The organism is Cedecea sp. FDAARGOS_727, assembly GCF_012273235.1.
GTDB lineage: Bacteria > Pseudomonadota > Gammaproteobacteria > Enterobacterales > Enterobacteriaceae > Cedecea > Cedecea davisae.
This window is the reverse complement of the sequence record NZ_CP050966.1, coordinates 1,379,395-1,402,909: the sequence shown is the minus strand read 5'-3', so window position 1 is coordinate 1,402,909 and position 23,515 is coordinate 1,379,395. Positions and strand designations below refer to the sequence as shown.

At 55.6% G+C, this 23,515-nt stretch carries 20 protein-coding genes and 1 other RNA gene; 7 read left to right on the top strand and 14 right to left on the bottom strand.

The genetic code is table 11. The features are described from left to right. Positions 1-9 precede the first annotated feature (9 nt). The gene (locus FOC35_RS06740) at positions 10-1,920 is read left to right on the top strand and encodes a transcription antiterminator (RefSeq protein WP_039897836.1); all 1,911 of its coding nucleotides are present in this window, start codon (positions 10-12) and stop codon (positions 1,918-1,920) included. A 102-nt stretch (positions 1,921-2,022) separates the two neighbouring features. On the opposite strand, the gene dolP is transcribed toward FOC35_RS06740, so the two are convergent. The 4 genes from dolP to FOC35_RS06720 are packed head-to-tail and all read right to left on the bottom strand — an operon-like array spanning position 2,023 to position 5,704. Beyond that, a complete protein-coding gene (gene dolP / locus FOC35_RS06735) occupies positions 2,023-2,598 on the bottom strand; it encodes a division/outer membrane stress-associated lipid-binding lipoprotein (RefSeq protein ID WP_039899080.1) in 576 nt (191 codons plus the stop codon). Positions 2,599-2,630: 32 nt separating this feature from the next. Then, positions 2,631-3,221, bottom strand: a complete 591-nt coding sequence (diaA, locus tag FOC35_RS06730; protein ID WP_008453676.1) for a DnaA initiator-associating protein DiaA — start codon at positions 3,219-3,221, stop codon at positions 2,631-2,633. 21 nt (positions 3,222-3,242) lie between these two features. Then, positions 3,243-3,638 carry a YraN family protein gene (locus FOC35_RS06725; protein WP_016517585.1) on the bottom strand — a complete coding sequence of 132 codons (396 nt, stop codon included), beginning with the start codon at positions 3,636-3,638 and terminating at the stop codon, positions 3,243-3,245. Then, complete coding sequence (locus FOC35_RS06720; RefSeq protein ID WP_172568499.1) at positions 3,596-5,704, bottom strand: penicillin-binding protein activator; 2,109 nt, start codon at positions 5,702-5,704, stop codon at positions 3,596-3,598. The genes FOC35_RS06725 and FOC35_RS06720 overlap by 43 nt, the downstream gene beginning before the upstream one ends. Before the next feature lie 62 nt (positions 5,705-5,766). On the opposite strand from FOC35_RS06720, the gene rsmI reads away from it, so the two are divergent. Both rsmI and FOC35_RS06710 read left to right on the top strand, forming a co-directional pair. Beyond that, the gene (rsmI, locus tag FOC35_RS06715) at positions 5,767-6,633 is read left to right on the top strand and encodes a 16S rRNA (cytidine(1402)-2'-O)-methyltransferase (protein WP_172568498.1); all 867 of its coding nucleotides are present in this window, start codon (positions 5,767-5,769) and stop codon (positions 6,631-6,633) included. A gap of 139 nt (positions 6,634-6,772) precedes the next feature. Beyond that, a complete protein-coding gene (locus FOC35_RS06710) occupies positions 6,773-7,390 on the top strand; it encodes a hypothetical protein (RefSeq protein ID WP_253282907.1) in 618 nt (205 codons plus the stop codon). 57 nt (positions 7,391-7,447) lie between these two features. Here FOC35_RS06710 and FOC35_RS06705 read toward each other — a convergent pair whose 3' ends face one another. The 8 genes from FOC35_RS06705 to kbaZ form a co-directional block, all read right to left on the bottom strand. Beyond that, positions 7,448-9,337, bottom strand: coding sequence for an enterotoxin (locus FOC35_RS06705; protein ID WP_172568496.1), 1,890 nt, complete (start codon positions 9,335-9,337; stop codon positions 7,448-7,450). Between the two features lie 23 nt (positions 9,338-9,360). Then, on the bottom strand, positions 9,361-10,239 hold the full coding sequence (kbaY, locus tag FOC35_RS06700; protein WP_016517590.1) for a tagatose-bisphosphate aldolase subunit KbaY: 879 nt from the start codon (positions 10,237-10,239) through the stop codon (positions 9,361-9,363). Positions 10,240-10,249: 10 nt separating this feature from the next. Beyond that, positions 10,250-11,404, bottom strand: coding sequence for an SIS domain-containing protein (locus FOC35_RS06695; protein ID WP_172568495.1), 1,155 nt, complete (start codon positions 11,402-11,404; stop codon positions 10,250-10,252). A gap of 343 nt (positions 11,405-11,747) precedes the next feature. Further along, a complete protein-coding gene (agaF, locus tag FOC35_RS06690; protein ID WP_172568494.1) occupies positions 11,748-12,182 on the bottom strand; it encodes a PTS galactosamine/N-acetylgalactosamine transporter subunit IIA in 435 nt (144 codons plus the stop codon). A 15-nt stretch (positions 12,183-12,197) separates the two neighbouring features. Then, positions 12,198-13,073: a PTS N-acetylgalactosamine transporter subunit IID gene (agaE, locus tag FOC35_RS06685; protein WP_172568493.1), complete on the bottom strand. Its 876-nt coding sequence runs from the start codon at positions 13,071-13,073 to the stop codon at positions 12,198-12,200. After that, a complete protein-coding gene (agaW, locus tag FOC35_RS06680) occupies positions 13,063-13,845 on the bottom strand; it encodes a PTS N-acetylgalactosamine transporter subunit IIC (protein WP_016517594.1) in 783 nt (260 codons plus the stop codon). The genes agaE and agaW overlap by 11 nt, the downstream gene beginning before the upstream one ends. 10 nt (positions 13,846-13,855) lie before the next feature. After that, positions 13,856-14,329: a PTS N-acetylgalactosamine transporter subunit IIB gene (gene agaV / locus FOC35_RS06675; RefSeq protein WP_016517595.1), complete on the bottom strand. Its 474-nt coding sequence runs from the start codon at positions 14,327-14,329 to the stop codon at positions 13,856-13,858. A 24-nt stretch (positions 14,330-14,353) separates the two neighbouring features. After that, on the bottom strand, positions 14,354-15,646 hold the full coding sequence (gene kbaZ, locus FOC35_RS06670; protein ID WP_172568492.1) for a tagatose-bisphosphate aldolase subunit KbaZ: 1,293 nt from the start codon (positions 15,644-15,646) through the stop codon (positions 14,354-14,356). Positions 15,647-15,897: 251 nt separating this feature from the next. Here kbaZ and FOC35_RS06665 point away from each other — a divergent pair, with 251 nt between their 5' ends. The 3 genes from FOC35_RS06665 (at position 15,898) to FOC35_RS06655 (ending at position 18,363) form a co-directional block, all read left to right on the top strand. Continuing rightward, a complete protein-coding gene (locus tag FOC35_RS06665; RefSeq protein WP_016517598.1) occupies positions 15,898-16,707 on the top strand; it encodes a DeoR family transcriptional regulator in 810 nt (269 codons plus the stop codon). A 58-nt stretch (positions 16,708-16,765) separates the two neighbouring features. Beyond that, positions 16,766-17,144: RNase P RNA component class A (gene rnpB / locus FOC35_RS06660), an RNA gene on the top strand. A gap of 121 nt (positions 17,145-17,265) precedes the next feature. Further along, the gene (locus tag FOC35_RS06655) at positions 17,266-18,363 is read left to right on the top strand and encodes an AAA family ATPase (RefSeq protein WP_172568491.1); all 1,098 of its coding nucleotides are present in this window, start codon (positions 17,266-17,268) and stop codon (positions 18,361-18,363) included. 67 nt (positions 18,364-18,430) lie between these two features. Here FOC35_RS06655 and FOC35_RS06650 read toward each other — a convergent pair whose 3' ends face one another. After that, positions 18,431-19,132, bottom strand: coding sequence for a pirin family protein (locus tag FOC35_RS06650; protein ID WP_172568490.1), 702 nt, complete (start codon positions 19,130-19,132; stop codon positions 18,431-18,433). A 105-nt stretch (positions 19,133-19,237) separates the two neighbouring features. On the opposite strand from FOC35_RS06650, the gene FOC35_RS06645 reads away from it, so the two are divergent. Continuing rightward, positions 19,238-20,128, top strand: a complete 891-nt coding sequence (locus FOC35_RS06645) for a LysR family transcriptional regulator (protein WP_016517601.1) — start codon at positions 19,238-19,240, stop codon at positions 20,126-20,128. 39 nt (positions 20,129-20,167) lie between these two features. On the opposite strand, the gene mscM is transcribed toward FOC35_RS06645, so the two are convergent. Next, entirely contained in the window at positions 20,168-23,506 is a 3,339-nt protein-coding gene (gene mscM / locus FOC35_RS06640) for a miniconductance mechanosensitive channel MscM (protein WP_172568489.1), read from the bottom strand. Between the last annotated feature and the right edge of the window lie 9 nt (positions 23,507-23,515).

Here is a 23,515-nt window from a genome sequence, read left to right as displayed (position 1 = left end):
GAAACGGTTGTGAGATTTCCCAATCAACGTCTGGCTCAACTCTTTGAGATGCTGCAAAACGAAACGCTGCCCCAGGATGAACTGGCGCGGCGTTTGTCGGTTTCTACCCGCACGGTACGGGCCGATATTACGGCGCTCAATGCCCTGATGGCAGGCTTTGGCGCGCAGTTTACGCTGACCCGCGGCGCGGGTTATCAGCTGAATATTGAGGATGCAGAACGTTACGGAGAACTGGTTCAGCACCGGCCGCGCCAGCTTCGCATCCCGCGCACTTCGCCGGAACGTGTGCATTATCTGGTGGTACGTTTTCTGACGGCGGCATTTTCGCTCAAGCTGGAAGATTTGGCCGAGGAGTGGTTCGTCAGCCGGGCGACGTTACAAAGCGATATGGCCGAAGTCCGCGAGTGGTTTACGCGCTACCATTTGACCATAGAAACTCGCCCGCGCCACGGCATGAAGCTGTTTGGCAGCGAGATGTCGATTCGCGCCTGCCTGACGGACTTGCTCTGGCAGCTGACGCTGGAAGACAGCGAAAATCCTTTGCTGACGGAAGAAGCGCTCAACGCAGGCGTTCCTGAGCTGCTGGCCGGGCCGCTGCATGACTGTTTTACCCGCTGCCGGATTCGCTTAACCGACGAGGGCGAGCAGTTTATTCGTCTCTATTGCTCGGTGGCGGTACGCCGCATTAGCGAAGGTTATCCGCTGCCGGAATTCACCGCTGATAACGTGGATGTCCAGGTAAAAGAGGCCGCTCGCCAGATAGCCGCATTGCTACAAAAGCTGGCGGGTAAACCGCTCTCCGAAGCAGAAGAGCAGTGGCTACAGGTGCACATCGCCGCGCGCCAGGTGCAGGAAGTTGCGCCCAGCGCTATCAGCGCCGACGACGATGAGGCGCTGGTAAACTACATCCTGCGCTACATCAACACCCACTATAACTACAATCTGCTGGGCGACGAGCAGCTGCACGCCGACCTGCTCACCCATATCAAAACCATGATTACCCGGGTGCGCTACCAGATAAATATTCCTAACCCGCTGTTGGCCAATATTAAGCAGCACTATCCGCTGGCCTATGACATGACGCTGGCGGCGGTATCGAGCTGGGGCAAATACACCCCGTATGCGATAAGTGAAAACGAAATTGGTTTTCTGGTGCTGCATATCGGCGTCGGGCTGGAGCGCCATTACAACATTGGCTACCAGCGCCACCCGCGCGTACTGCTGGTTTGCGATACCGGCAACTCCACGGTGCGCATGCTCCAGGCCATGCTGATGCGTAAATATCCGCAGGTAGAAATCACCAGTATCATCTCGTTGCGCGACTATGAGCAGTTGGAAAGCGTGGAGGCGGATTTTGTTATCAGCACCGCGCGCATAGCCGAAAAGGAAAAGCCGGTAGTGCTGATGGCTCCGTTCCCGACCGATTATCAGCTCGAGCAGCTCGGCAAGCTGGTGCTGGTGGACAGAACGCGGCCTTACATGCTGGAGAAATTTTTTGATGCCAGCCATTTCCGCATCATCGACGGCCCAATGACCCAGCAGCAGCTCTTTATGACGCTCTGTGAACAGCTGGAGCGTGAGGGTGTTGTGGATGCCGATTTCCATCCTTCGGTGGTGGAGCGCGAGGCGATTGTCAGCACCATGCTCGGAGAAGGCATTGCTCTGCCGCACTCCCTGGGGCTGCTGGCTAAGAAAACGGTGGTCTACACCGTGCTGGCGCCGGAGGGGATTAGCTGGGGCGACGAGACGGCGCACGTTATCTTCCTGCTGGCTATCAGCAAGAGCGAGTATGAAGAGGCGATGGCAATTTACGATTTATTTGTGACGTTCTTGCGGGAGCGGGCGATGGTTCGACTGCGTGACAGCAAGGATTTTGCCAGCTTTAAAGCGGTGGCGATGGAGTGCCTGAGTAAGCTGTAAATGTAGTTGGCCCTCACCCCGGGGAAAGTATAGAGGCAATTCAATCTGATAGCTGGTGTTATCCCCTCTCCCCTGTGGGGAGAGGGTTAGGGTTAGGGGCAGTTATTTCAGGATAGTGAACGCGGTAGTTACGTGCTTCACACCGCTCACGCGGCTGGCAATATCGGCCGCAGCCTTGCCTTCACGCTCCGTCACCAGGCCAAGCAGGAACACTTCGCCGTTTTCGGTGGTGACCTTCACGTTAGACGATTTAACCTGATCGCTGGTCAACAACTGCGAGCGCACTTTGGTGGTTATCCATGTGTCGCTTGAAGCCGTACCCAGGCCTACCGGAGCCATGATGCGAATTTCGTTATACACTTCGGTAGCGCCGTCTACGCCCAACGCGATTTGCTTGGCGCGGGAAGCCAGTTCAGGGTTCGGAGACTGGCCAGCCAGCAACACTTTGCCCTGGTAAGCCGTGACGTTAATACGTGCTTCTTTCTTGATTTGCTCATCCTTGCTGAGCGCGCTGTTCACGCGTAGCTCCAGCGTGCCGTCATCAACCTGAGTACCTACGGTACGCGGGTCGGTTGCGGTTTTGGTCGCCACGGCGGCGCTTCCCACAACAACGGCACCGACGCAGCCCTGTAGCAGCAGCGCGGAAATAAGAACAGCAATTGGCGTAAAGGCCTTCATGTTCATTCCTTCTCCTTTCTCAAAGATTGCTATTAGCCATCCTGGTGGGGAAATAGCGTATTGTCGATCAGATCGCATAAACAGTTCACCGTCAGCATGTGCATTTCCTGAATGCGTGCGCTGCGGTGAGAAGGGATGCGGATTTCTACATCCTGCGGCCCTAACAGCCCTGCCAGTTCACCCCCGTCATAGCCCGTTAGCGCGACAATTGTCATGTCGCGGGTGACGGCTGCCTCTACCGCTTTGACGATATCACGGCTGTTACCTCGGGTGGAAATTGCCAGCAGGACATCTCCGGCATGGCCCAGAGCACGCACCTGTTTGGCGTACACTTCCTCATGCAGGCGATCGTTAGCGATCGCGGTTAAGACCACATTATCTGCATTAAGTGCAATGGCCGGTAAACTGGGGCGCTCTGTTTCGAAGCGATTGATCATGCTGGCAGCAAAATGCTGTGCGTTGGCGGCGGAGGTGCCGTTGCCACAACAGAGGATTTTGTTGCCGTTCAACAGAGACTGAACCAGCGTCATTGCGGCACGGGAAATGGCGTCCGGCAGGGCTTCCGCTGCGGCAATCTGAGTTTGAATACTTTCCGTGAAGCAGACTTTGATTCTTTCGAGCACGTTGATTCTACCTGGAGTTTTTTAGATATCGGCGGCAAACGCGTTGGTCAGCCACTCTATTTCATTGCCGGTGAAGGCTAACACATCGAAACGGCAATCCACAGTATCAAAACTTTTCCCGCTGCTGCTCAACCAAACCTGTGCGGCGTGCAGCAGGCGTTGTTGCTTAGAGCGGGTAACGCTGGCGGCAGCGCCGCCGAACTTATCGTTACGCCGAAAGCGAACTTCAACGAAGACGATAATCTGTTGCTGTTTCATTATGAGGTCGAGTTCACCGCCGCGTATGCGCACATTCGAAGCGATAAAGCGCAATCCCTTGCGCTCGAGATAGCGGCGCGCCTGCTGCTCATAGTGCGCGCCGCTTTGCTGGCGGTTCAGGAAACCGGGACGATCTGGCCCTGACTGAATTGCAGCCAATTTAACTTCCTGTTAATTACGCAATCCTGGTTGGCGGTCAGCTGCCCGGTATTCCCGTTAAGCTGATAGCCCGGCACCTGGCGCATTTGGGAGAAATGGTTGGCCAGGGACCAGGCATCGAAGCCCATGGCATACAGGCGAGCCAGCGAATAGTCGTTATTAACGCGGCTCAGCGCCTGCTGCATCAACTGCGGGTTGCCGCCGGAGAGCATCGGGATTTCGCTGAACTGCAGGCCTTCCATTTCCAGGCGGTAGTCCGGGCCGTTAACGCCCTGAGAGCTGCGGGAGCTGGCATACAGCTGCGCGGCGCTGCGGCTGCCGGTGCGCATGGCGATCATCGGTTTAATCAAAGCGACTTCATCGGAAGTGGCAACGATATACACCGAATCGACGCTGCCGCTGCTGCCGGCGGTAATTTGTGCATCCGTTGGTGCCGCCGGAATGGTCAGGCCGCCGATGGTTACGCCCGGCGCCGTGTTGGACGGTGTGCTGACCGGCGTACCGGTTAACGCTATGCCGGAGCCGCTGTTAATGCCGCGTTTGAGGTCGCTTAGGGAGCCAAATTTCTGCTGTAGCACCAGGCCGCCGCCAATCTTCTGCCATTCGGTGGCAAAGGCTTTGGCCACGCGGTCGCCAAAGGCGTTAGAAGGCAGCAACAGCAGCGGGCTGCGGTGATTTTGCTGCCAGATATGGTGGGCTGCATCGCGGGCTTCGTCTTCCGGAGAAAGGGCGAAATAGCAGATATTTGGGCGATTCTGCACGGTTTCCGGCTGGTTAAGCGCCAGGATATTCAGCGGGCTGTTTGTACCGGCAAGCTCATCGACGTTATTTTTCAATAACGGCCCGACCACCAGGGTCGCGCCATCCTGCTGTGCCTGGGCCAGCACCTGAGACAGCGGCTGAGAGCTGGTATCGTAGACTTTGATTTCCGCCGATGGGTTGGCAGGGGCAGAGCTTGAGGCCTCTCCGGCAGGTTGTGCCGCCGGTGCCGCTGGCGCATCAGTCGCTGGCTGGATTGAGGCCGACTGTGCTTTTTGGTCGGTCAGATCGCTAACGGAAGCGCTGGCCGGGCTGACGGCGGCATTGGGGTCTACGGGTGCCTGAGCGGCCTGCGGTTGCTGCACCTGAGGCTGCGGAGCTGGCTGTTGCTGAGTATTAGGGTCTGTTGGCTGAACCTGTGGCTGCACGGCGGCAACCGGGGCAGAACCGCTGTTTTTAGCGGCCTCAAAACCCTGTTCGATAGCGTGGCCAAATACCGCGGCCTGGCCGTTTAGCGGCAGCAACAGGGCAATTTTCCCGGTCGAAGCAGGCTTGAAGTTCTGGACATTAACCAACTGGGTTGGGAGCGTCTTTGCGCCCGGATTGTTCGGGTAGCGCGTTTGCCAGTCCTGGATGCCCGCTTTCAGCATCTTCGGATCGTTGCGGTTATCGCTCCAGACGCGCTGTAAGTCCAGCCAGCCCTGCAGAGTATTCTCGTCGGCGTTAATGACCATGCTGTTCATCTGCTCCGCGGAGAGCTGTGACAGCGCCTGCCAAATCCCGTCAATGTTCTTCTGGCGTGCATCGCCCTTGAGCAGCGGCTCCTGGGTAATATAAGCGCGCAGCAGTGCCAGAGAAGGACGCCCCTGAGAAGAGTCAATCACCGCCTGGTAATAACGGCTTTGCTGGCTCTTATCGAGCGTGGATGGATCTATCTTTTCCAGCAGGGCCGAGGCCGCGTTGAAATCTTTCTGCGCAATCTTCACTTCCGGCACCAGAAGCTGCTGTTCGCGGGCCTGGGCAGCGGTCAATTCCTGCGGCAGTTGGTTATACAGCTGTACGGCCTCCTGAGGTTTCCCCTCTTTCAGCAGGGCACGAATGGCGAGTAATTGCCAGTTGGTCTTGCTATCATCTGCGCTTTGCTGCATTTGCTGCAGATAGTACGCTGACCCGGCGGTAGTTTCGCCCTGCAGCAGCGCGGCGGATTGATCCGGCGCCTGAGTAGAACAGCCGGCAAAAATTAGCGCAGCGAGCAAAACAGGCAGGCAGCGCCCGGCTTTTGAACGATTCAAGGTTGAGGGTAGCATTCTGTATCCAGTGGTTTTTAAATCCCAATGTACAATATTAAATCGGCAATACGGATGAAACAATGAAACAACACGAAACGGCGGCGATTTTAGCCAATACGCTCTATATCGTCCCGACGCCTATCGGCAATCTCGGGGACATCACCCAGCGGGCCCTCTCGGTGTTGCAAGGCGTTGATCTGATTGCCGCAGAAGATACTCGCCATACCGGCCTTTTGCTGCAGCATTTTGCGATTAATGCGCGACTGTTCGCACTTCACGATCACAACGAGCAACAAAAAGCCGAAACCCTGCTGGCTAAGCTGAAAGAAGGCCAAAGCATTGCGCTGGTTTCTGATGCCGGTACGCCGCTGATTAATGACCCCGGCTATCATCTGGTGCGTACCTGCCGTGAAGCCGGGATCCGCGTTGTGCCGCTGCCCGGCCCGTGCGCCGCTATTGCCGCCTTGAGCGCCGCAGGTTTACCGTCCGACCGCTTCTGTTATGAAGGCTTCCTGCCGGCAAAATCCAAAGGCCGCCGCGATGCGCTGAAGGCGGTAGAGCAGGAGCCACGCACGCTGATTTTCTACGAGTCCACCCACCGCCTGCTGGATAGCATGGAAGATATCTGCGCGGTGCTCGGCGAGTCCCGCTATGTGGTACTGGCGCGCGAGCTGACCAAAACCTGGGAGTCTATCCAGGGCGCGCCGATTGGCGAGCTGCTGGCCTGGGTGAAAGAAGATGAGAATCGCCGCAAGGGCGAAATGGTGCTGATAGTCGAAGGTTTTAAGGCACAAAGCGATGATGAGCTACCGGCCGATGCCCTGCGCACGCTCGCCTTGTTGCAGGCTGAACTTCCGCTGAAGAAAGCCGCCGCGCTTGCCGCCGAAATTCATGGCGTCAAGAAGAACGCGCTGTATAAATATGCTTTAGAGCAGGGTGGTAAATAGTTTTTTTCGCGATGCTTCGCAGTTTTCGTGAAAGAACGCAAAACAACATTGAAGTTAAGGTTATTGCTGTTAATTTGCTCAAAATTTATTTAGCTTAGGTGAGCAAATTATGCCGGTATTGATGTGTGGAGACTCCAATATGGTAGTAATGCCTTTTTCCTATAGCGCAGCGGCAGTGAAACGATCTTTTGATGTCATTGAAGAGCTCACTTTCGCCGGGCAAAAATTCCTCATCATCTTTGACAAGCAGACTCCGCGCGCTGCAATAATTAAGGCGGAGCCTGAAGGCGATGAAAAAGATCTCCGGCATGTCGTTGTGGCCATGCTTGAACTTCAGAACCAAAAAAGTATTGGGGATAATGTCATCTCAGTCGATCGTTTCTGGGAGGACGACAGTATTTTGCAGATTGAAGGCATCTGTGTCGAAAGCCGTCTCCAGGAAGCTGGATTCGCGACTCAGCTTTATGAGGCGCTGGTTCTCAAATGTGGCGTCATTTTAATGAGCGATAATATCCATTACGCCGGAGGAAAGGCGCTTTGGCAAAAAATTGCCAGAAGCTCATCTCAGCTCGCTGTTTTCGTTCTGGACTCTGATTCGGGAAGATTTTATCCCTACGACGGCACGAAAGCCGTTTACGATGGAACAAGTATTCCGGAAGAATCTATCTGGAGTGTGCATCCTGATAAACAGCGATTTGGAGTGGTGCTGATTGCCGAGGATAAAAAACGTATTGAAGCATTAACTTCCGCCAGATAAGGCCCCGAATCATACCGGAGCGCACATGACTTTCATCATCGGCGCTCCGGGGCACTATTACCTTACCGGCGTAGCCTCAACCACCAGCGTTTCCAGCGGCTTCAGCGTCACAATCAGCGGTTTACTGTAATCTCCCGTGAGCGTTGCGTTATCGCCATAAACGGCTTTTAGCGTAAAGCGTGTGGCCTCGCCGTCCGGTACTTCAAAGCTTTTACTCAAGTCCAGATAGTAGCTCTGCGGCTTATCGGATGGGTTACGCAGCCCAAAAATCGCTTTCTCCTTGCTCCAGGACGCCCAGCCATAAACCTCAAGCTGCGTTGGGTCGCCGCCTATCCAGTGGCTGTCTACCAGCACGTTGCTATTTTCCCGCGACCATTTAGCCGCTTTAGCCAGCGTGTCCCATTTGGCGCTGTTCAGCATCGACGGCGTAATATACAGCTCTTGCAGCTGGGTGCCGGTAGCAAAATAGCTCCAGGTCTGGTCGGCGAAGTCGCCGTCTGTCTGGATCTTCTCAAGCCCAAAGTAGGCATGCTCGGCGCTGACAATACCGTGATACATCAATGAGCTTATCGGGAACAGCGGGCCTTTTCGCACGATAGAGCGATAAGTTTCAGCGTCGCGGTAGGTTACCCATTGCTGTACCGGAGAGCCTTTGCCGTAGACGTTAATATCGTCGCCCTGTCGCCAGATGGAGTCGGCATAAAATAGCCAGGACGGGCTGGCGTTGGTGCCGGTCGTCAGGTTGATAAACAGGTCTTTATTGGCCGCGCGCATGTTCTTAATCAGCTCGATAGACGCATCGAAGTCGGAGGCAAAGGGGCTGCCCTTGATATAAGAGTTGGCGTTGCCCATGCCGTCGAGCTTGAACGAGGTAATGTGCTCGTTTTTGATTAACCCAATTATCTTCTCGTTAAAGTTGCGGAAGTAGTTGGGGCCGGAAAGGGCGAATTTTCCGTCTACCGTCTCAAAACCATTCTCTTTGGCGTTGGAGACGCGTTCGTCGCGAGGTTTGTTATAACCGCCCCACGGCGAGAGCCACAGGCCGATTGAGGTATGCATGCTGTCGGCCTTTTCTTTAACGGCGCTGAAGCCGTGTTTAAATGCCGGGCCAAATAGCCATTTACCGGTGAGATCGTCCCAGCCATCATCGAGCAGGAAGCCGTCCAGCTTAACGCCGCGTTTATTAATCAGCTCACGGGCGTATTCATCCATACGGGTGAGAACGTCTTTCTCGCTGTAGGGCGTAAAGAAGCCGATGTCCATCCAGCTGTTGTAATGCAGATAGGGCTGGTAAGGCCGCGGACGCATAACGTTAATGAACTGATTAAAGCTGCGGCGAAGCTGGTCGGTGGCCTCAAAGGTTCCGAAATACGTGGTATAGGTAACGGGCGCGTCGGTTTTAATCGGGGTTTTTAGCTCGACGTTAAGGTTAGTGGTGGTTTCGTAGGCGTAAGTATTCACGATGGGCTTTTGCGGCAGCATAAAGAAGCTGTCGGCCACAATCGGCGAGCTGTTGACTGCGCCGTTGACGTAAGGTGCCTGAGCCTGCCCCTTGGTTGGGAAGAAGGTTATTTTAGCGACGTCGCGCGGCTGGCCCTTTGCCTGCAAGGTATAGTCGATAGCGGCGTATTTTCCTTTTAATACCTTGAACACTACGCTGACGGCAAAATCGTCATGCTCGTAATCTATCTGAATGGCATCGTCTTTTTTGCTGACATTTTTGATTTTAAAGTCAGCGGTATGAATGACCTTTTCATCGGGCAGCGTCATAAAAAATAGCTCAACGGGCGCGAGTTTATGCCCGGACAGCTTGTCTTTCACTACCGCCGCAGAGTTTGCATCATCAAACGTTATCGCCAGATTGTTGTTATCCAGCTGGTATTGCGCCGCCAGCGCGGCATTGCTCATCAGCATGAGGAGTAGAGAGCTTTTTATTATTGTCTTCATCAGAGGTCCTTAGCGTTGCGAGGTTACAGAGCGGCTTCTGGTTCCGGCAGCAATTTATTGGCTGAGCCGCAAACCGCGACTTTGCTGCGCACCACTTCTTTCATTGCGTCCATGCCGACGCGCATGTAGTAGCGCGGGTCATTGCCTTCCGGGTTATCGGCAAACCATTTTTTGACCGCGGCGGCGAAGGCGATTTTGAGTTCCGTTGCCACATTCACTTTGCAGACGCCCAGCTCAATGGTGCGGCGAACAAATTCATCCGGAACATCGCTGGCGCCGTGTAAAACCAGCGGCACGGAGACCACTTCCCGGATTTCCCCCAGCCGCTTAAAGTCGATTTTTGGGCGTTTGGTATACAAGCCGTGGGCGGTACCAATGGCGACGGCCAGGCTATCTACACCGGTAAGTTCAACAAAGCGCCGTGCTTCCTGCGGATCGGTCAGGAAGGCGCTCTCCTCATCGACATCCATATCGTCTTCAACGCCGCCAAGCCGGCCGAGTTCGGCCTCTACGCTACAGTCGAAGCGGTGGCAAAAATCCACTACCGATTTCACCAGCTTCACGTTTTCGGCAAACGGGAAGTGGCTGCCGTCGATCATGGCGCTGCGTACGCCCGCGTTAACCTTGCGGGTGATATCCGCCAGCGTTTCATGATGATCAAGATGCAGCGCCAGCGGAATGCCGTAGCTCTCGGAATAGGCCTCGCAAAGCGCATAAATTTCTTCGAAAGCGATATGTTTAAAAGTGCCCGGCGTACCGGCAAGGATAACCGGCGAGTTCAGCTCTTTGCAGACTTCTAAAATCGCCTGAATAGTCTCGGCATTGTGGATATTAAAAGCCGGTACCGCGTAGCCCCTGGCCTGTGCGTCCTGAAGCAGATATTTAGTGGAGATAATGCTCATGGGTAACCTCTCAGCCTTTCCAGGGATGAATCACTACGCCTTTCACCACGCGGTTTACGGTGCCGCTGGCGGAAGGTGTATCCGGGGTAATACCTGCTTTAACCGATGCGGTCAGGGCAAAAATTTGTGCATACATCAGGAAGCAGAACGCTTGTTCGATATCCAGAAACTCCCTGGCGGCGGGCAGCAGGATATGCGGCCCTGCTTCGATCTCCGGGCTGCTGACGGCTGAAATCGCGATGGTCTGCATTGCCAGTCGATCCCTGCGCAGTTCGGCCAGCAGATCCAGGTCGTACAGCCTTGTATATGGGTCACTTGAAATCAGCACGACTGCCAGAGTTGCGTTATTCACCAGCGATTTAGGGCCATGGCGGAAGCCGGTTGGCGAGTCGTAAAACGCGGCCAGTTTGCCTGCCGTAAGTTCCAGAACTTTCAGCGCGGCTTCGCGGGCTACGCCTTGTAAACCTCCGCTGCCGAGATAAACCACGCGCTGATATGGCTGGTCGCCAAACGGCATTTCGCTGAAGTCCCCCTGCGATTCGATTATCTGAGCGCAGCGGTGCGCCACGTCCTGGAATGAAGAGGAGTTGATAATATCCGGGGCAAATACCGCGAGGCAGCTGGCCATCATGGTGGTGATGCTGCTGGTCATTGCAAACCCGCGGTCGTGGGTTTCGGCCGGCATCAACAGCGGCAGAGATCGCTCGTCGTGTAAGGCATTACGGTAAAGGCTGCCGGCTTCATTGCAGGTAATCATCAGATGATGGCGGGGCCGCACCAACTGATTCACCAGGTCAACCGCCGCCACACTTTCCGGGCTATTGCCGGAGCGGGCAAAAGAGACCAGCAGCGTGTTCTGCCCGGGCGAGAGGTAATCCAGCGGGTTGGTGACTAAATCCGTGGTGGGAATAGCGACAAAGTTCTTTCCGGTATGGCGAGACAGCCAGGGAGCAATAATATCGCCAATAAAAGCGGAGGTTCCCGCGCCGGTAAGCACAATTTTTAGATCTTCTTTTACCAGCAGCGGCGCAAGGAAAGCGTCGATTTGTTCGCGTAAGCGAGCGATCTGCTGTAGCGATCTGATCCAACTGGCGGGCTGCTGGCGGATCTCTCTTTCTGTCCAGGTGGTGCTGCCGCTGACGGCGACTGCCGGGGTTTCGCTCATGACGTGTTCCTTAGTATTGCGTGGTCAGGTGTCAGCTCATGTGCGCATGACTACCTTTCGTTTCATTTCACTTAATGAGTTGCCTGCTTAAAAGGAAATGTATAGAAAGGAAAGTATAAGATCAACATCAAAAAAGAAATAAAACGAAAATCGTGATCTATATTGAGCGTTTTGTTTATCTCTTTAATTAATAATGGTTTTTATTGGAGTGATGGATTTTTGGAAAGGAAAGAAAAGGTCTGCGACGGAGCAGGCCGCAGACCAAAGTGGTACACATTGAAAGCGCTATAGGGGGACGCTTTTATTAATCGAAATCGGCTTATGGCAGATCAATACTGCCCTGTCATATGCCTTCTCCAGCGGCCTCAACCGAGCGGTGGCGTGCCATCTCATCAACCAGGCTGGTTAAGCCCCGGTGGCCGCACTCGAGCGCCATCTGGCGAAATTCGCTGCTGTTCAGGCCTTCTCGCTCCAGCACCATTTCCAGAAGCAATTGAAGATTAATGCCGGTAATGACTTCGCGCCCGGGCCTTTCAAGCGCCAGGGTGGAGGCCACACGAAACGGTGTGCCGCCGAGCAAATCAGTCAGAAAAATTAGCCCCTCGCGCTCGTCAAGGCGGTTAATGGCTTCTTCAAACTGGCCGGTAAGCCGCGCGGTGGATGACGTTTCCGGGAAGTCGATGGCGATAATTTGCGGCTGTTCGCCCAGGATCTGTTTCATTGCCTGCTCCAGACCGCTGGCAAAGCTTCCGTGCCCGCTGACAATTATGCTTAGCATGTGCTTTCCTCTCTCTTACAGGAAGTGAAGGAATTTCCCGACGACCGCCAGAACGACGGTGATGCAAATAAGCCGTAAAGGACTCCAGCCGCGGCGAACCAGGGCATACATCACCAGGGTGTAAACCAGCGGAAGAAACGCGGGCATCAGCTTGTCGATAACGTCCGTCTGAAGCTTGACGACGGCATCCCCGGCGGTAATTTCCAGCGTGGTGGACAGGCGAACATAGGTGGCAACCAGGGCGCCAATTACCGTCATCCCGACAATGGAAGCGGCATGGCCTACCTTGCGGGTATTGGCCTTGATAAGCGGAATGGCCGCAACACCCATGCGGTAAGCATAGTGCGCCAGCCCAAAGCGCAGGCCGAGGTGAACCACGTTAAACAGCACGAGAAATATCACGGCGCCAAGAATAGATCCTTGTAAGGCCAGGCTGGCACCGATGCCGCCGCATATTGGCAGCAGCGTTAACCAAAACATGGCGTCGCCTATCCCGCCGAGCGGTGCGCCAACGGCAATTTTAGTGCTCTGAATACTGTTTACATCCTGCTTTGAACGCTCCATAGCCAGGATAATGCCGATAACGAAGGTCACGAGGAATGGATGAGTGTTAAAGAACCCCATGTGTCCCTTCATGGCTCGTGCGAGATCTTGTTTGTTGGTATGGATTTTTTTCAGGGCAGGCAGCAGGCCGTACAGCCAGCCGCAGGCCTGCATACGTTCGTAGTTAAACGAAGCCTGAAGCAGCATGGAGCGCCACGCTACGCGGTTAATGTCTTTCTTCGTCAGCTCAGCGCCAATGGTCTGATCCTGATAAATATTATCGTTGCCGCCGGTGATGACGGTTTCTGTTTCAGTGGCCTGAGGCAGAGTTTGGGTATCAGATGCCATCTTCAAATTCCTCTTGCTGGGCGCGGGAAGGCTGCGGGGGAGTCGGGTCTTTACGCATCAGGTCCATTAAAGCCATCGCCAGCGCTGCCGCAGCAATCGCCAGAACCGGTAGTTTGAGCCAGGCTGCGCAGACAAAGCCGATAATGAAGTAGGGGATGTAGACGTTTTTCATCATGATTTTTAGCAGCACGGCGAAGCCGATAGCGGGCATTATCCCGCCGGCAACGCCGAGGCCGTCAATCAAGCGGGCCGGCAGCATGTCAATGGCCGCTTTGGCGTGTTCTGCGCCAAAGTTGATCGGTAAAAATGCGCACAGGAAATAGAAGATGCCCAGAGCCAGCATGGCCAGGTAGTTGATTCGCTCTATGCCTCTGGTGTCCGCGTTTGCCGCCATGCGGTCGGCGCGAGCCATTACCCCGGACATGATAGAGAACAGGAACGTTATCCCCATTTGCACCGCCACCGCAAACGGCACGGCAACGCCGACGGCAACTTCGGGCTTCACGCCGGTAGTGATGGCGAAAGTGGTGCCGACAATCGTCCCGATAATGACGTTAGGCGGCTGGGCACCGGCAAGCGGAGCCAGCCCCATCCAGACCAGCTCAAGGGTGCCGCCGGTGAGAATACCGGTGTGTAAATCCCCCAGAATCAGGCCAACCAGCGGGCCAAGCACAACCGGGCGGTGCATGTGCGTCAGGCCGTTGAACATATCCAGCCCGGCAATAAAGGCCAGGACACCTAACGCTATCGCTTGTAGTAAGCTGATTTCCATAGCAAATACCTCAGAGAAGTTTATAGAGATCCTGAGCCGATTCTGTGGGAACGCCCTGAACGAAACACTCCACCCCGGCCTGCTTAAGGCCGGAGAAAGCGGCAATGTCCTGTTCATCCACCGAGACGGTTTTGGCGACCTGTTTCTTACCTTCGACGTAATGCATGTTGCCGACATTGATGCGTTGGACCGGAACGCCGCCCTGGACCAGGGCTAAAAAGTCCTGCGGGCTTTTGCAGACCAGCAGAATTTTCTGGCGGTCTGCGGCTTTGTGAATGTTGTCGATAACTTTTTGCAGCGGCCAAAAACGTACCGCAATGCCTTCGGCCAGCACCATTTCCATCAGGTTTTGCTGGATGGGGTCTTCGGCGACTTCGTCATTGGCTACCAGCACCAGGTTAGCGCCGGAAAACCCAACCCACTGCACGCCAACCTGGCCGTGGATCAGTCGCTCATCAATGCGGCTTAAAACAATGTTTGGCATGTTATTTTCCTTATTATCATTGTGTTAATCAGAAGACATTTCGCCATGACAGGCCGCATGGTACTGGCGCAGCACATCCTGAATATGGTCGATTATCAGCTCGTGAGGTGTGGCTGATAGCTGGCTCTCACGCACTTTTGCGTACTGAAGAGGCAGGTACTGGCTGATCAGCGGCAGCGGGATAGGTTCATTCGCGAGATTTTTTACCAACGTGTCGTAGGCTTCATCGATATCACGATCCGGCCAGTAGTAGCGCACCCGGTCAGAATAGCTGTAGCCGCGAGCGAGCCGCAGGGCATCGCCTTTACCGTGATAGTGCTGCTGCCAGTGCGCCGGGTTGTCCAGCATAACCGTCTCCAGTACGTCCCTTAGGCCCGAGCATCTGTGGGCAGGAAGCAGCTCTCGCTCGATGGCCGAGAGGGAGAACAGGGCTTCACGCAGTGCAAAGGTGAGCGCAGGGCCGACTTTCAGTATTGCGAAGTGGTTCTCAACCAGCCGGGACAGGGCCTGCGGCGTCTGGTAATCGGTCGAGTGGGCTTCAAAAACCATGGTTTCCGAGGCTTCTATCATCTTGCTTAGCGGCTGGGATTTCTCCGGGCAATAGTCAATGACCTGGGTGTGGTCGAACTCAACGCCGGGCTGGACTACCAGGCCGATGATGCGTGGCCACAGGCCGCTAAGCCCGCTTTGTTCGAAAGCATGTCGGTGGGCTTCCAGGGTCTTTTTTGCCGCCTGTGGCGAGGTTACGGCCAGTTCAGCCAGGGTTTCATGAGCGCCGCCGGGAACCGGGACTTCGGTGCCTATGACGTACACCAGGTCCGACTTTCCAAAGTGCTCAATGCAGGTTTGCTCGGCTATCACCGCCAGCCTGGCCGCACGGCCTGCGACGAGTTCGTCGGTTAGCGGAACGGGGTCATCGGCACAGGACATGCTGCAATCGAGGTGAATTTTTTTAAATCCTGCGGCCACGTAGGTGCGAATCAACTCTTCGGCGTGAGCCATTGCCTCTTCGGCCGGGCGGTTTTGCCAGCGATTCGGGCCAAGGTGGTCTCCGCCAGGGATAATCCTGGCGTGGGGGAAGTTATGTTGCTCAGCCAGGCGGTAAACAAACCCACAGAAGTCTGCTGGCGTCATTCCCGTGTAGCCGCCGTATTGATCAACCTGATTTGAAGTCGCTTCAATCAGCAAGTCTGCGTCCGCTTCGCGGGCATGACGCATCGCCGCCTCGAGAACGAGCGGATGGGCGGAACAAACCGCGAAAACTCCGCAATGCTTGTTCTTTTTGTGGTTAGCTACAAACTCGGTTAATTGTTTCACTTTCCTCTCCGCAGCGATTGATTAAAACAACTTCTTTCGATTCATTTCATTTAATCGTGCCTTATTGTGGTTTGAGAATAAAAAGAAAGATAATGGAATTGAGATCTGTTTCGCAAAAGAAACATAATGAAAGGGTGGGGTTGCAGTAAAAATGGCAGATGGTGCCGATTCCAGGGACTTGCTTTCCGCTAAAAGAAAGGTGTTAATAGGCAAAGAGAAATGAAACGAAAGATATATAGAAAGGATCTCCTATGAGCAACAGCGATTCGGCGACGGATAAACGTATCCCCGGCACCAGCGAACGGCGCGAGCAGATTATTCAGCGTCTCCGCCAGCAGGGAAGCGTACAGGTTAATGATTTGTCGTCATTTTTCGGCGTGTCTACCGTGACTATCCGTAACGATCTGGCCTTTCTGGAAAAGCAGGGCATCGCAATGCGTGCCTATGGCGGAGCGCTTATTTGCGAGCCGGGCAGCATGGCAGCGGAGCCTTCTGTGGAAGACAAAAGCTCGCTCAATACCTCCCTCAAGCGCAGCATTGCCAGAGTGGCGGCAGATCTGATTACGCCAGGATCTCGGGTGATTCTTGATTCAGGTACAACAACTTATGAAATAGCGCGCCTGATGCGCCAGCATAAAGATGTTATTGCGATGACCAACGGCATCAACGTAGCTAATGCGCTGCTCGAAGCGGAAGGTGTTGAGCTGTTAATGACCGGCGGGCATCTGCGGCGCCAGTCCCAGTCGTTTTACGGCGACTGTGCGGAGCAATCATTGCAGAACTACCATTTCGATATGCTGTTTCTCGGGGTGGATGCTATCGATCCGGAGCGCGGCGTGAGCACCCACAACGAAGATGAAGCAAGGCTTAACCGTAAAATGTGCGAAGTGGCTGAGCGTATTATTGTGGTAACGGACTCCAGCAAATTTAACCGCTCCAGCCTGCATAAAATCATTGATACCCAGCGTATTCATCGGGTGATAACCGATAAAGGTATTCCGGCCGAAAGCCTTAACGCTTTGCGTAAAGGCGGCATTGATGTGGTGCTGGTTGGCGAGTAACCCTCACCCGTAGTCAGGCCGCGTGACAGGGGGGGCGAAACCCTCTATACTGCGCGCCGAAGCTGACCAGACAGTCGCCGCTTCGTCGTCGTCCTCCTTCGGGGGGAGACGGGCGGAGGGGAGGAAAGTCCGGGCTCCATAGGGCAGGGTGCCAGGTAACGCCTGGGGGGGAAACCCACGACCAGTGCAACAGAGAGCAAACCGCCGATGGCCCGCGCAAGCGGGATCAGGTAAGGGTGAAAGGGTGCGGTAAGAGCGCACCGCGCGACTGGTAACAGCTCGCGGCACGGTAAACTCCACCCGGAGCAAGGCCAAATAGGGGTTCACAAGGTACGGCCCGTACTGAACCCGGGTAGGCTGCTTGAGCCAGTGAGCGATTGCTGGCCTAGATGAATGACTGTCCACGACAGAACCCGGCTTATCGGTCAGCTTCAACCATTCAGAGACGCCCCACCAGTGAAAGCTGGCGGGGCGTTTTGCTTTGTGAACTTCGAAACTGATGCGCTTTGTCAGGCATTTGTCATAATACCGCTCTGAGCCCACTACGCAGGCAGAGCCATGATCAAATCCCTGTATATCGACAACTACCGTTCCGTGCGCAAGCTTTCTATCGATCTGGAGCGCCTGAACGTGGTGTTTGGCCCCAACGGCTGCGGCAAGTCGAATATTTATAAGGCGATCCATTTGATCCACGGCGCGGGCACCGGGCAGCTTTCTCATTGGCTATCCGATGAGGGAGGGATCCAGAAAGTGATGTGGGCCGGTGAGCGGGCGCGTGGCTATGCCAGCGCTCCACGCAGGATGACATTGGCGGTAGAAACTGACTCTTTTGAGTATGAGCTACAGGTTGGCTTCCCCGACAAGCTGCCTTACCCCACGATGTTCGATCTCGATCCTATTGTTAAAGAAGAACAAATCTGGCTTAGCGGCTACCGACGTCGCCCTTCCGCATCGATTATGCATCGTCGAAATCAGTCAGTTTTTCTCAATGATGTTAATGGCGAAAAGGTCACGCACGCCGCCTCTTTGTACGAAAATGAGTCGCTTTTTGGCCAGCTTGGCGAGCCGCATTTGTACCCTGAAGTCTCCAGCGCACGCGAAACGCTGCGCAACTGGCGTTTCTACCATGAGTTCGATATTTCGAAGGGGGCGGGACTGCGGCTCCCACAGGTTGGATACCGTTCGCCCGTACTTGCAGGCGATGGCTTAAACCTTGCCGCAGCGTTCCAGACGATCGTTGAGATTGGCGATAGCGAACTGCTGTTTACCGTGCTGGGTGAGGCATTCCCGGAGTGCGCATTTTTCTGCGACAACGCCGGCGGCCGCTTCCAGATGATGATGAACCGCCACGGCATTAATCGCCCGCTGGAATCCGCAGAATTCTCCGACGGGACGCTGCGTTTTCTTTGCCTGACGGTGGCCTTGCTTAGCCCGCGTCCGCCGCAGTTTATTGCCCTCAACGAACCGGAGAACAGCCTCCACCCGCAAATGCTTCCGGCCCTGGCGCGGCTAATAGCCGAGGCGAGCCGCTACACGCAAATCTGGCTCACCAGCCACTCGCCGGAACTGGCAAAGCTAATTGAGAAGCATACTTCGTTTACGCTGTATGAACTGGGGATTGAGCGGGGCGAGACGAGGGTTAATCGGCTTTCGTAATCCGATATCCTCCACGCTAACCCCCTCTCCGAAACGGGCGTGGAGAGAGGGGCAGAGTGGATTAAATCTAGACTGGTAAGTCAATCAGCAACGCTCGCAGCGGCGTATCTGCCACCAAAGTAATATTCGCCTCATCGCGAATAAATGCCCCATCGCCGCAGGTTAAGCCTTCCTTTTCTTCCGCAGGCGTAACGGCGTGTACCGTGCCGTGAATCGACTGCAGGTAGGCGCGCGGGCCGTGCAGCTGGAAGCTTAGCTGCTCACCTTTCTGCATTTCGATGTGATGCACCCACACCTGCTGGCGCAGCTGAAGGCTGTTATTGTCCCCGTCCGGGGAGGCGATAAGCTGGTGTGATGCGCCGCTGAGCGGGATCTTCTGCACCAGTGGATTTTCGCGTTCCGGGCAGGCGTCCAGCCAGAGCTGCATGCGGGTCAGCGACTTATCTTTGCTGATATTATGCTCGCTATAGCTGATGCCGGGCTGGGTTGAAAGCAACAAGGCTTCCCCCGCACTTGCCTGCACATGGTTACCTTCGCTGTCGCGGTACTCCGCTTCCCCTTCCAGGATCAGATTGAGGATGTCTACCTTAGGGTAGCTGCGCGGCTGAAACGACGCGCCGGGAGCCAGAACTTCCTGGTTGAGCACGCGCAGGGAGGCGTAGCCCAGCAGTTTCGGGTCGAAATAATGTCCAAAAGAAAAGGTGTAGCGAGCCTGCAGCCATCCGTAGTCAGCTTTACCACACTGTTTGGCTGTTCTTGTCGTAATCATAATTCTTGACCTCTCTTTACACTAAACCCATGGTAAGGGTCTGGACGCTTCATTGTTAGCCAGTTAATCTGCTCGGTATGTTCAAATTTCCTGAATGAGAACGAGATGGCAAAAGAAAGGGCGTTGACGCTGGAAGCGTTAAGAGTCATGGATGCAATTGACAGACGGGGCAGTTTTGCCGCCGCAGCCGACGAGCTGGGGCGCGTTCCGTCAGCCCTGAGCTACACCATGCAAAAGCTGGAAGAAGAGTTGGATGTGGTGCTATTTGACCGTTCCGGCCACCGCACTAAATTCACCAACGTCGGGCGTATGCTGCTTGAACGTGGTCGGGTTCTGCTGGAGGCGGCTGACAAGCTAACGACGGACGCTGAGGCGCTGGCGCGAGGCTGGGAGGCGAATCTGACAATTGTCACCGAGGCGCTGGTGCCAACCGAGAAGCTGTTCCCGCTGGTGAGTAAATTGGCGGAGAAAGCCGATACTCAGCTGTCTATCTTTACCGAGGTACTGGCCGGTGCCTGGGAGCGGCTGGAGCAGGGGCGTGCGGACATCGTGATCGCCCCGGATATGCACTTCCGCAGCTCGTCGGAGATAAACTCCCGTAAGCTCTATAAGGTGATGAGCGTGTATGTTGCCGCGCCGGATCACCCGATTCACCAGGAGCCGGAGCCGCTCTCTGACGTTACGCGGGTGAAGTATCGCGGCGTTGCGGTGGCGGATACCGCCCGTGAAAGGCCGGTGCTGACGGTACGCCTGTTGGATAAACAGCCGCGCCTGACGGTCAGCTCGATAGAGGAAAAAAGGCTGGCGCTGCTGGCCGGGCTGGGCGTAGCAACCATGCCTTATCCGCTGGTTGAGCAGGATATTGCCGAGGGGCGTCTGCGGGTGGTTAGCCCGGAATACAGCAACGAAATTGATATCATCATGGCCTGGCGGCGTGACAGCATGGGTGAGGCAAAAGCCTGGTGCCTGCGCGAACTGCCTAAGCTGCTGAAATAAAAAAAACGCGTTGGTTTTGCCAACGCGTTTTCTCTTCTGTTACAGGCTGCCCGGCGTTCTGCCGGCTCTTCCCGCGGACTTAATTGCTTTGGTGCTACGCTGCCCGCCGAGGCTCTCCAGACGCATCTGGAACGGTGGGAACGGCATCTCGATATTATGTTCGCGGAAGCCCTGCAGAATCAGCTGGTGGATCTCGTGGCGCAGCGGCATACGGTGGCCCATTTCAGCGGCATGTATACGCAGCTCAAATACCTGAATACCCTGCTGGAGATCGACCAGGAAGGCTTCAGGCTGCGGCGTCTCCAGCACCAGAGAGCAGCGGTGTGCGGCCTGCAACAAGATCTCCGTAACCTCTTCAGTGTCGGCCTCGGAAGGCGCTGGCACGGTTAATACCACACGCGTTACCGAGTCCGAAAGCGACCAGTTGATAAACTGCTCGGTAATAAACGCCTGATTCGGCACGATGATTTCTTTGCGGTCCCAGTCGCTGATGGTGGTGGCGCGCGTATTAATACGCGTGATAGTTCCCGTCAGGTCGCGAATAGTAACCGTATCGCCGATGCGGATCGGCTTCTCAAACAGGATAATCAGGCCGGAGACGAAGTTGGCGAAGATTTGCTGTAAGCCAAAACCGAGGCCGACACCGAGTGCGGCAACCAGCCATTGCAGTTTCGACCACTCGATACCGATCATTGAGAAGCCCACCAGGCCGCCTATCAGCAGCAGCAGATATTTGGTGATGGTGGTTATCGCGTAGCCGGTGCCCGGCGTTAAATCCAGGTGCTGCAGGATAGCCAGTTCCAGCAGGGCAGGCATATTACGTACCAGCTGAGTGGTAATAATCAGCACCAGGATGGCAATCAGCAGCGCACCAAGCGTAATTGGCTCAATGCTTTCCACACCCTGCACCGTGGAAGTGACGTCCCACAGCGTGATGTTGCCGAGGAAGCCAAAAGCAGAATGGATTTCCGACCACAGAACAATCACCGACAGCAGCGCTATCAGCGTCAGAATCGAACGCACCAGGCGCAGCGACTGGGCGCTGATGGTATCAAGATCGACCTCCGGCTCGTCCACTGTTTCCACTGAACCTTCGGTGCTGTTGGCGTGTGCCGTCTCTTCTTCACCTCGTGCGCGCTGGGCAAGAATTTCGGCCCGGCGATGTTTGGCGCGGTCGAACGCCAGACGGCGGCGCTGAATCAGCATCCAGCGGCGGATGATGTGGTAAATCACCAGCAGCAGGAACCAAATAGCCACCGAGGTTTCCAGGCGGGCCAGCAGCGCCTGCGCCGTAGCCAGGTAGCCGACAGCGGCCGCCAGAATGCCAAACAGCGGAGCGCTTATCAGCAGGTTCCACAGTATGGTGTTGACGATGTTTTCGCCGTTGCCCTGTTTGTCGAGGTAGAGCGGCAGCCCGGCCCGCTTCAGGCTCAGGGTGACAATAGCCAGCGCCCCGCAAATCATGATGAAGCACAGCCTGCCCAGCGAGCCGGAGAACTCCCGGTCATTGAGGTTATCGAACATAATCAGCGCCATGATCAGCGGTACAATCAGCCCGATGCTCAGAATGTAATAGCGCATTGCCCGGCCTACACGCTCGCGCGGCCAGCCAAAATGCACCACAAACAAACCGGTAGGGCGGGCAAAGGTGGCACAAATCATCACGCCCCAAAGTAGCGGCACGGTGGCGGTCACGCCGTCGCCAATTGCCACCGCAATCGGGTACGGCCAGGCCTCCTGGAGGCCATAACCCAGGGTGGCCCACAACACCGGCAGCGGGGACGCGACCAGAATTGACCAGAACACCGTTCGCAGCGTCAAATAGAAGTGATCCTGGGTAACTTTGCCGACTTTTGCGCTGGAACGTTCAAGAAATGCGGTGAAGTGACGGCGAGAGCTGATGCTGAAGCCCACCAGGATTAATGCGCCAAACAGCGGCAGCAGCGTCTCTTTGCTGGTGACCATCATCACCGCCGCTTTACCCAACTGGCTGAAGGTATCCAGCGAGATCAGACGGCGCAGATCCTGCACCAGAACAAGCGGCCAGCTAATGCCCATAGGGCTGACGTCTGATGTCCAGAACAGATAGCGGTGGGTCGCTTCGTTAACTTCTTTCAACGCGTCTTCCAGCTGGCTGTTCGCGACTTTGAGCTTGGTTAGCTCGAGGATCAGGGTATCGCCACCTTGCAAAAGAGAGTTGAGCAATTCGCGCTGGGTGCGTAGCTGAGCCTGCAAAATTTTGTTTTGCTCTGCCGTCAGCGGGCTGCCGTCCGCCTGGCGGACCTGGCGCAGCTGGGCGTGCTTGTTCAGCAGATCTTCAAAATGCAGGCGTTCGACGCGCAGCTGAGCCAGTTCGGTATCTAACTGCTGCGGTTTTGGCATATCCGGCAGGCGCGAAACCTGGGCGCGTAGCGCTTCACCCAGCACGTTTGAAACCCCCAGCCACTGGGACTGCTCGCGCAGCGTGTTAAGCGCCTGGCGTACCTGTAGGGTTTGATTGTTGGCCTGCCGCTGCTGGGAGGCAACGAGATCCATCCGCTGGGCCTGTTGGTTCAGGGCCTGGGAGAGTTCACGGTTGTTTTTGAACTGCTCGACGATTTCCGGCGGCAGGTTAGCGCTGGTTTCTGCCAGCAGCTCGGTGCTTTCAAGCGCCTGCTCGGCTTCACGCTGGCGCTGGCTGTTCAGCTGATTACGCAGCGCCTGAAGATAAGCGTCCAGCTGCGTGCTTTGCTTTTGCGCCACCTCGGCGCGCATGCGCGAAAGCTCCTGGCGATTGTTAGCGGAAAGCTGCGCCAGCTCTAGTTCATCGACCAGCGCCTTCAGGCGTGCGGACTCAGCCTGCTGGAAGAAATGCTGTGCCTGAGAGAGCGGCGAGCCGCCGCCTGTCTGAGTGCCTGCCCGGCGTTCAATATCGTTAAGCTGGCGTCGCGCCTCGGTTTGCTGCTGCGGCAGCTGGCTTAAAGAGTCGCTAATGTCGCGGGTGCGTTCTTGTTCCTGCTGCGCCAGACGGCTTTTATCCAGAAGCTGGCTGCTGACCTGCAGGATCTCCTGGTTGAGCGCGTCGCTGGACATTCCGGGCTGCACTTCATCGGGTTCATCCCGCAGGTTGGTCAGCTGCTTGCGCAGGTTTTGCGACAGTTTGGGGAAGTTATCAATGACCTGCTGATACTGTTCGGCGCGCTCGAGCGAACCTTTGCGTTCGTCCAGCGCGTTGAGAGCGGACTGGAGAGCCTCGACGATTTCCGCCTGGTTTGGCGTATTCTTGGCGGCCTTAGCCTGCTCCAGTTCCTGAGAGATTTGTTTTGCGTCGGGGGCGGTAGCTGCGTACGCCCCCAGGCTGAGGCACCAGGCCATCAGAATAGTGATAATCAGGCGCACGTCAGTTAC